The 8,242-nt window shown below is 65.4% G+C and carries 9 protein-coding genes; 1 reads left to right on the top strand and 8 read right to left on the bottom strand.

The features are described 5' to 3' along the window. Positions 1 to 1,099, top strand: a 1,099-nt coding sequence (locus JHD73_RS25075) for an MFS transporter (protein ID WP_199032880.1), incomplete at its 5' end; no start/stop codon positions are given. A gap of 18 nt (positions 1,100 to 1,117) precedes the next feature. On the opposite strand, the gene JHD73_RS25070 is transcribed toward JHD73_RS25075, so the two are convergent. The 8 genes from JHD73_RS25070 to dmpG form a co-directional block, all read right to left on the bottom strand. Beyond that, positions 1,118 to 1,663: an NADPH-dependent FMN reductase gene (locus JHD73_RS25070; protein WP_199032879.1), complete on the bottom strand. Its 546-nt coding sequence runs from the start codon at positions 1,661 to 1,663 to the stop codon at positions 1,118 to 1,120. Positions 1,664 to 1,717: 54 nt separating this feature from the next. Beyond that, the gene (locus JHD73_RS25065) at positions 1,718 to 3,115 is read right to left on the bottom strand and encodes an amino acid permease (RefSeq protein WP_199032878.1); all 1,398 of its coding nucleotides are present in this window, start codon (positions 3,113 to 3,115) and stop codon (positions 1,718 to 1,720) included. A gap of 84 nt (positions 3,116 to 3,199) precedes the next feature. Continuing rightward, positions 3,200 to 4,438, bottom strand: a complete 1,239-nt coding sequence (kynU, locus tag JHD73_RS25060) for a kynureninase (protein WP_199032877.1) — start codon at positions 4,436 to 4,438, stop codon at positions 3,200 to 3,202. A 40-nt stretch (positions 4,439 to 4,478) separates the two neighbouring features. Beyond that, positions 4,479 to 5,495, bottom strand: coding sequence for an amidohydrolase family protein (locus JHD73_RS25055; protein ID WP_199032876.1), 1,017 nt, complete (start codon positions 5,493 to 5,495; stop codon positions 4,479 to 4,481). Between the two features lie 37 nt (positions 5,496 to 5,532). Then, positions 5,533 to 6,057, bottom strand: a complete 525-nt coding sequence (locus JHD73_RS25050; RefSeq protein ID WP_199032875.1) for a 3-hydroxyanthranilate 3,4-dioxygenase — start codon at positions 6,055 to 6,057, stop codon at positions 5,533 to 5,535. A gap of 33 nt (positions 6,058 to 6,090) precedes the next feature. Beyond that, positions 6,091 to 6,522: a RidA family protein gene (locus JHD73_RS25045; RefSeq protein WP_064807548.1), complete on the bottom strand. Its 432-nt coding sequence runs from the start codon at positions 6,520 to 6,522 to the stop codon at positions 6,091 to 6,093. Between the two features lie 11 nt (positions 6,523 to 6,533). After that, entirely contained in the window at positions 6,534 to 7,298 is a 765-nt protein-coding gene (locus tag JHD73_RS25040) for a 2-keto-4-pentenoate hydratase (RefSeq protein ID WP_199032874.1), read from the bottom strand. Next, on the bottom strand, positions 7,295 to 8,242 hold a 948-nt coding region (gene dmpG, locus JHD73_RS25035; RefSeq protein WP_199032873.1), incomplete at its 5' end, for a 4-hydroxy-2-oxovalerate aldolase. The genes JHD73_RS25040 and dmpG, both read right to left, overlap by 4 nt.

Raw genomic sequence — 8,242 nt, 5'->3', positions numbered from 1 at the left:
GTCCAGCCTGTCACCCGTGCTCAAGCAAGTGGCCGCTGGCACGGGGTTGTCCGGCGCCACGGCGGGCTTGCTGACGACGTTGCCGGTACTGTGCCTGGGCCTCTTTGCGCCGGCTGCCGCCATTCTGGCCCGGCGCTTTGGTGCAGAGCGCGCCGTGGGTGGCTTGCTGATTGCGCTGGCGGCGGGCATTGCCTTGCGCAGCGCGGGCGGCGTCGCACCGCTCTTCATCGGTACGCTGGCGGCCGGTGCCTGCATTGGCGTGACGGGCATCCTGCTGCCGGGTATCGTCAAGCGTGACTTCGGCCGGCACGCTGATCTGATGACCGGCGTCTATACGATGGCACTGTGCTTTGGCGCGGCGGTGGCGGCCGGCGCCAGCGCTCCGCTTTCCGCATGGTTGGGTGGGTGGCAACCCGCGTTAGCCTTCTGGGCCTTGCCGGCGTTGCTGGCCTTTGTCGGCTGGTGGCCGCACATGCGGCATGCGCACGGCAAGGGGTCGGCAGCGCGGCTCGACCGCGTGTCGTTATGGAACAAGCCGATCGCCTGGCAGGTGACGCTGTACATGGGCCTGCAATCATCGCTGGCGTATTGCGTGTTCGGCTGGCTGCCGGTGATCCTGCAGGACCGAGGGCTGTCTGCCGTGCAATCAGGCGTGGTGGCGGCGGTGTCGATTCTCGTGCAGCTCATCACCGCGCTGGGCGGGCCATTCGTGGCGCGGCTCGGGCGGGATCAACGTCCTGCCGTGCTGCTGATGATGCTGATGTGCTGGGCCGGCCTGCTCGGCTGCCTGTACGCGCCGCTGTCGACGCTGTGGTGGTGGGCGGTGCTGCTGGGGCTGGGCCAGGGCGGCAACTTCAGCGTGGCGCTGTCGCTGATCGTGCTGCGCTCGGCCGATGCGCGTGTGGCGGCCAGCCTGTCGGCCATGACGCAGGGCATCGGCTACACCATGGCCGCCGCAGGACCGTACCTGATGGGCGTGCTGCACGACCTGACCGGCGGCTGGGCCGTGGTCGGCTGGCTGTTCAGCGCCGTAGCACTGGCGTCCATCGTGATGGGATCGCTCGCCGGGCGCAACCGTACGCTGCACGCCGGCGAGTGAGTCACGGGGTGGCGTCGTTCACGCCTTGTGCTTCACCGTCCAATTGGCAAGCGCCTGCATCTGTTCGGTAATCAGGCCAGCGATGCGCTCGTCCGTCAGATCGCCCTCGGCGTTAAAGCCGCCGGCAAAGGCGTTCGCAAACACTTCCGGCTTGTTCAACGGATGCAGGTCCAGGTACACGCACACCTGACGCAGGTGGTATTGCGCACGCGACGTGCCCATGCCGCCGCCCGCACCCAGAATCGCCACCGGCTTACCGGCCAGCAGTGCGTTGTTCGGTTCGCGCGAAGCCCAGTCGAGGATGTTCTTCAGTGCCGGTGCCAGCGAGTAGTTGTATTCGGGGCAGGCCAGCACCAGCGCATCGGCGCGCTCCAACTGCTGGAACACGCGCAGCACTGACGCCGGCTTGTCCGTAATGTCTGCGTTGTAGAACGGAATATCACGCAGGTCCGCCAGTTCCATTTCAACGCCGTCAGGCAGGCGGGTGGACGCCGCACGCAGCAGCCCCTGGTTGGTGGATTTGCGGCGCAGGCTGCCGGCAATGCCGAGAAAGGTCAGCGACATGAAGAACGACTCCGTCAATGTTGGGATTGGCGAGAATAGCGGACATTCGCGCGATCAAGAAGAGGTGACAGCCTGGGCAGCATGCGCCTGCTTGCGGTACCAGACGCCATACACCACCGACAGTGCGATCATGAACGGCACGCCGCACAGCAGGGTCATGCGGAACTCCGCCGTGAAGTAGGTGGTGACCAGCGCGGCCGCCATGAGTGCAGCCCCCAACAACGACGTGGCCGGGAACCCCCACATGCGAAACGCCAGCACCTGACCGCGGTGCGCCCGGCGGAAGAACATATGCGTGACGAAGATCATCAGCCACGTGAACATCGCGCCGAACATCGACACCGACATCATCAGCAGGAAAGCACTCTCCGGGTACAGCGCGTTGAGCACGGTCGCCACGGCAATACCCACTGCCGAGAGCAGCAGCGCCCCGGTGGGCACGCCGTTCGCATTCAGGCGGCCCAGCGCCTTGGGCGCATAGCCGGCGCGTGACAGGCTGAACATCATGCGCGTGGTGATGTAGAGCTGACTGTTCATGGCCGACAGCGCCGCCACCAGGATTACAAAGTTGAACACACCGGCGGCGCCCGGCACCGACGTGGCGGCCATCACCTTCACAAAGGGGCTTTCGTTGGCGCCGGCCGCCGTCCACGGCACGATGGCCAGCATCAGCGCGAGCGTCAGCAGATAGAAGACCACCAGCCGGACCATCGTCGCGCGGAAGGCGCTCGTGATGGCCTTGTGCGGGTCACGCGCCTCGCCCGCGGCGACGGCAATCATCTCGATGCTCAGGTAGCTGAAGATCGAGACGATCACCGCCACCCATGTGCCCCATGCGCCCTTTGGGAAAAAACCGCCCTGCACCTGGTAGTTCGCCAGGCCAATGCCCGAGCCGGCCGGCGCGCTGAACACGACGTACGCCCCCAGCAGGATGAAGCCCACGATGGCCGCAATCTTGAGCATCGAGAACACGTATTCAACCGCGCCGAACACCTTCACGCTGACCACGTTCACGCCGATGAGCGCCGCCGAGAACCCGACAATCCAGTACCAGCCCGGCACCGCTGGAAGCCAGTACTTCATGTACACGGCAATGGCCGTGACCTCGGCGCCCACCGCAAGCACGATGGACGACCAGTACGCATAGCGCACCAGGAACCCGGCCCACGGCCCGATGTAGTGCTCCGCATACGCGCCGAACGAGCCAGACGTGGGATGCGCCACCGTCATCTCGGCCAGGCAGCCCATCAGCAGCATGGCGATCAGCGCACCGATCGCATAGCTCACCAGTACGCTGGGCCCCGCAAAGCCGATGGCGAAACCGCTGCCCAGGAACAGGCCCGTCCCGATCGCACCGCCAATGGCAATCATCGAAAGCTGTGCAGTGGAAAGGCCGCGCTGCAAGCCCTTCTCCCGTTCGACGATCGTGTCGAATCCGTGTTGTTGCCTCACGGCATGTCTCCTTGCCGCAGCCGGCACCGTGTGGGTGCGGCCGCTTGTTCGTAGTTGGATTGCCGACCTGCCTGGCGCTGGGGCTCAGGTTACGGACTTGCGCGTGCGGAATGCCGGGGTGTTCCAAGCGCCGGTCGCAATGATGTCCTTGAGCGCGGCGATGGTGTCCCAGATGTCGACGTAGCGGACGTAGAGCGGTGCGAACCCGAAGCGCAAGATGTCGGGCGCGCGGAAGTCGCCGATCACGTTGCGGGCGATCAGCGCCTGCATGATCGCGTAGCCCTCTTCGTGCGTCAGCGAGACTTGGCTGCCGCGCTGATCCGCATCGCGCGGCGAGGCCAGCCCGCAGCCGAGCCCGGCGAGCTCCTGATCGGCGAGCGCGATGAACAGGTTGCCCAGCGCGACACTCTTCTCGCGCAGCGTGTTGAGGTCCACACCGTCAAAGGCGTCGAGCGCGCTCTCCAGCGCGATCACGCCGAGCTGCGGCGCGGTGCCCGTCAGCATGCGGTCGATGGCCGGATGCGGCGCATAGTCGTGCGTGAACTCGAATGGCTTGGCGTGGCCGTGCCAGCCCGTCAGCGGTTGACGGATGGCCGCCAGGTGGCGCGAAGCAACAAAAACGAAGGCCGGTGCGCCCGGGCCGCCGTTCAGGTACTTATAGCCGCAGCCCACGGCGAAATCGGCTTCGCACGCGTTCAGTTGCACAGGCATGGCGCCGGCCGTGTGGCACAAGTCCCAGACGATCAGCGCCCCAGCTTCGTGCGCGCGACGGGTCACGGCTTCCATGTCGTAACGTTTGCCGGTCTTGTAGTTCACGTGCGTGAGCGACACGATGGCGACGGTCTCGTCGATGGCAGCCAGCACATCGTCCGGATCGACACAGCGCAGTTCGCAGCCAGTCATCTCGGCCGCGCTGCCGGCGATGTACACGTCAGTCGGGAAGTTCGTGCGCTCGGCCAGGATCACACGGCGGCCCGGCTGCATGCGGGTGGCGGCCACCAGCACCTTGAACAGGTTCACCGAGGTGGAGTCGGCAACGATCACCTCGCCCTGCCCTGCGCCGATCAGCTTGGCGATCTTGTCGCCGGTGCGCTGCGGTGCGGGGTACCAATCGGCGTCGTTCCACGAGCGGATCAGGCCGTGCGCCCACTCCTGCTCCAGCGCCTGCTTCATGCGTGCAGGCACGTTGGCGGGCATGGCGCCCAGCGAGTTGCCGTCGAGGTAAATCGTGTCCGCAGGCAGGTTGAAGCGTGCGCGGCAATGGGCCAGGGTGTCGGCCGCGTCCAGCGCAGCGCAGGCGTCCCGAGTGATCGTCGAAGTCATGGTGTGTTGCTGTGTGTTGAAGGGTTCGTGATGCTGCCGTTCACGTTCTGGCGGCATCGGGAAGATCAAAGAAGCGCGCGGCGTTGCCACCCAGGATCTTGGCTTTGGCGGTGTCGCTCAGCGCCGTGTGGTTGGCAACGAGATCACCGATCTTCTGTTCGCCCAGCGGGAATGGGTAATCGGAGCCAAGCAGGACGCGGTCTTCGCCCATGGTGTCAACCAGCAGGCTCAAGGCCCGCGGGTCGAACACGGCGCTGTCCACGTAGAAGCGATCGAGGTACGAGTTGGGCGGGTTCGGGCAGTCCTCGCGCACGATGTCGCGCTGCTCCCAGGCGTTCTGCACGCGGCCCAGCAGGAACGCGAAGCTGCCGCCGCCGTGCGCAAAGCACAGCTTGAGCGACTTGGGAATCCGCTCGAACGCGCCAGAGAGAATCAATGAGACCATGCTCAGCTGCGTCTCGGCCGGCATGGCCACCAGCCACGGCAGCATCCATTTCTTCATGCGCCCGTCGGTCATCATGTCCCACGGATGCACGAGCACGGGAATGCCGTCGTTGGCACAGTGCGTGAGGAAGGTGACGAGGTGCGCGTCGTCCAGATCGCGCGGGCCGAGGTGGTTACCGATCTGCACGCCGTGGTGGCCAGAACGATGCGCGCGGGTGGCCTCCCGGCATGCCAGGTCGATGTCCTGCAACGGCACCTGGGCCAACGCCTTCAGACGCTGGGGTGCATGCGCGCAGAGTTCGAGCGCGCGATCGTTCATGCGCATGGCCCAGTCGTGCGCGGCAGCGCCGTCGTAGCCATAGCCGAACATCACCGGTGTGGCGCAAACGAGCTGCACATCCACGCCAAGGGCGTCCATCTCTTCGATGCGCTTGGCCGGGTCCCACAGGGCACGGTAGACGGGGCGAAAGGCGCGATCGCCGGCCATGATCATGCCGCGCTCGCCGTCGGCGTCGATACGCAGCCACGGCGCTTTCTCTGCATCGAGGCTCGCCGCCTCTTCCCGCGTGATGGGCGGGAAGAAGTGCGAGTGCATGTCGATTCGAAGTGTCATCTTCAATTGCAATTGCTTGTGAGGGAACGCCGAAGCGTCAGGCCGCCTTGCCCGGGTGGATGTGGCCGCACTGCGGGCAGCGGCGTTTGTCTTCCGATGCGTAGAACGCTTCGAACAGCGGCGGCAGGTCGCGCACGATGCTCTTGAGTTGCACCTCGACGCGGTGGACGAGATGGCCGCAGGCATCGCAGTACCACTCGAAACCGTCGAGCAGCCCCACAGGGCGCTGGCGCTCGATCACCAGGCAGACACTGCCCGCTTCGGGGCGCTGCGGCGAGTGCCGCACGTGCGGCGGCAGCAGGAAGACATCGCCCTCCTTCAGGTCCACACGATCCGGCTTGCCGTCGATCCACAGGTTCAGGTACGCATTGCCGCGCAGCTGGTAAAAAAACTCTTCGAGCGGGTCGTCGTGGTAGTCGGTGCGGTGGTTCGGCCCACCCACCACGGTCACGATGAAATCGCTGTCCTGCCACACTTGCTGGTTGCCGACCGGCGGCTTGAGCAGGTGCGCGTGTTCATCGATCCAGCGTTGGAAGTTGAACGGCTTTCCGTAGGTCAACATGTCTCGCTCCTTGGGGGCCTAGCGTCGTTTTCGTTATCGCTTCGGCGCGTAGGCAATCGCCTTCATCTCGATCACCAGGTGCGGATGCGGCAATTGGTGCACCGCCACCGTCGTGCGCGTCGGGCCGGTCTCATCAAAGTACTCGCCATACACCGCGTTGTAACCAGCGAAGTCGTTCATGTTGACCAGGAACGACGTGATCTCGACCAGGTTCGACAGGTCTGCGCCTTCGCTGCGCAGGATGTCGCGGATGTTCTCGATCACCACACGGGTCTGTTCGCGGATGTCGAGCTGGGTCGTGCCCAGCGCATCGGCTGACGCACCGGCAATGGTGTTGTCCGGACGGCGCGAGCTGGTGCCCGAGACGAACAGGAAATCACCCGCACGCGTGATGTGCGGAAAGCGGCCGCGCGGTTTGGCCTTGCCGGCCACGAGGCGTCCTTGCGGATTGGTTTCAGTGGTCATGTCGATGACGCTCAGTAGGTAGTGAATTCCGTGGTGCCAAGTCCGTTGACGACACACTGCACGTGCGCACCGCGCGGCAATGCCTCGGCCGCGGTAGCCGCACCGGCCATGATCAGTGAGCCCGCGGGCAGCACCAGCCCGCTCTGCGAGATCAGCCGCGACGCCTGCACAACCGAGCGCAGCGGATCGCCCAGGATGGCCGCCGTGGAGCCCACCTGCACGGCGCGCCCATCGATGCGCATCAGCACACCCGCATTGCGCAGCGAGTCAAAGCGGCGCGTCCACGGCCCGATAACGAGACCGGCTGACGAGCAGTTGTCGGCCACCACGTCTTCCAGCGTGAACTTGAAGTTGCGGTAGCGCGAATCGATGATCTCCATGGCGGGCGCCACGGCTTCCAGATTGCTCGCGGCTTCCAGCAGCGTGAGCGGGCGATCGATCTCGCGACGGGTCAGGAAGCACACTTCGGGCTCGACGCGCGGATGAATGAAACGGTCGACCAATACGCGCCCGCCGTCCTCTTCGAGCATTGCGTCGGTCAGCCAGCCCCAGATCAGGCTGTCGACGCCCATCTGCACCATCTTGGCCCGGCTGGTGAAACCCAGCTTGACGCCGACCATGCTTTCCCCGCGATGGATGCGGCGCTCGATCGAGGCACGTTGGATTTCGTAGGCTTCGTCCAGCGAGAAGTCGGCATCGTCGGTCAGCTGGGCAATCGGTTCCGCATATCGCGCCGCATCGTCCACGCGTGCGGCAATGGCATTGAGATCGGTCATGCAGCCTCCTGGCTGGCCGGCTGACGCGCTTTCAGCATGTCGAGCGCGACATCGACGATCATGTCTTCCTGCCCACCCACCATGCGCCGGCGCCCAAGCTCAACCATGATGTCGAACGCGGACAGGCCGTACTTGGCCGCTGCCGCTTCCGTATGGCGCAGGAAGCTGGAGTAGACGCCGGCATACCCCAGCGCCAGCGTTTCGCGGTCCACGCGCACCGGGCGCTCCTGCAGCGGGCGCACGATGTCTTCAGCGGCGTCGATCAGTTGCTTCACATTGCAGCCGTGGTTCAGCCCCATGCGGTCCACGGCAGCGATGAACACCTCCAGCGGTGCGTTGCCGGCCCCTGCACCCATGCCCGTCAGCGAAGCATCAACGCGATCACAGCCGTGCTCCAGCGCGACGATCGAGTTCGCCACACCCAGCGAGAGGTTGTGATGTGCGTGCATGCCCGTTTGCGTGGCGGGGTCGAGCACGCCCTTCAGTGCATCGAAGCGCTCGGCCACGTCGCGCATGCTCAGGGCGCCGCCGGAATCGACCACGTACACGCACTGCGCGCCGTAGCTTTCCATCAACTTCGCCTGCTCGCCCAGCGCCTGCGGCGTGGTCATGTGCGACATCATCAGGAAGCCCACCGTGTCCATGCCCAGCGAGCGGGCGTATTCGATGTGCTGCCTGGAGATGTCCGCCTCCGTGCAATGCGTGGCGATGCGCACGACGCGGGCGCCGGCATCGTAGGCCGCGCGCAGGTCGTGCACGGTGCCGATGCCGGGCAGCAGCAGCGTCGCTACACGGGCCCGCTTGACGGTACCGGCAACGGCGGCAATCCATTCCAGATCGGTATGCGCGCCAAAACCGTAGTTAAAGCTCGAACCCGACAGCCCGTCGCCGTGCGCAACTTCAATGCTGTCGACACCCGCATCATCCAGCGCGCGGGCAATGGC

It is taken from the genome of Ralstonia sp. ASV6, from assembly GCF_016429285.1.
Taxonomy (GTDB): domain Bacteria; phylum Pseudomonadota; class Gammaproteobacteria; order Burkholderiales; family Burkholderiaceae; genus Ralstonia; species Ralstonia flaminis.
The sequence above is the reverse complement of the archived record's forward strand: the minus strand, read 5'-3'. Positions and strand labels throughout refer to the sequence as shown.

What these genes read in the sequence shown, in the direction of transcription:
- JHD73_RS25070 (WP_199032879.1), bottom strand. Translation starts at nt 1,663, where the DNA reads ATGTCGCTGACCTTTCTCGGCATTGCCGGCAGCCTGCGCCGCAAATCC.
- kynU (WP_199032877.1), bottom strand. Translation starts at nt 4,438, where the DNA reads ATGACTTCGACGATCACTCGGGACGCCTGCGCTGCGCTGGACGCGGCC.
- JHD73_RS25055 (WP_199032876.1), bottom strand. Translation starts at nt 5,495, where the DNA reads ATGACACTTCGAATCGACATGCACTCGCACTTCTTCCCGCCCATCACG.
- JHD73_RS25050 (WP_199032875.1), bottom strand. Translation starts at nt 6,057, where the DNA reads ATGTTGACCTACGGAAAGCCGTTCAACTTCCAACGCTGGATCGATGAA.
- JHD73_RS25045 (WP_064807548.1), bottom strand. Translation starts at nt 6,522, where the DNA reads ATGACCACTGAAACCAATCCGCAAGGACGCCTCGTGGCCGGCAAGGCC.
- JHD73_RS25040 (WP_199032874.1), bottom strand. Translation starts at nt 7,298, where the DNA reads ATGACCGATCTCAATGCCATTGCCGCACGCGTGGACGATGCGGCGCGA.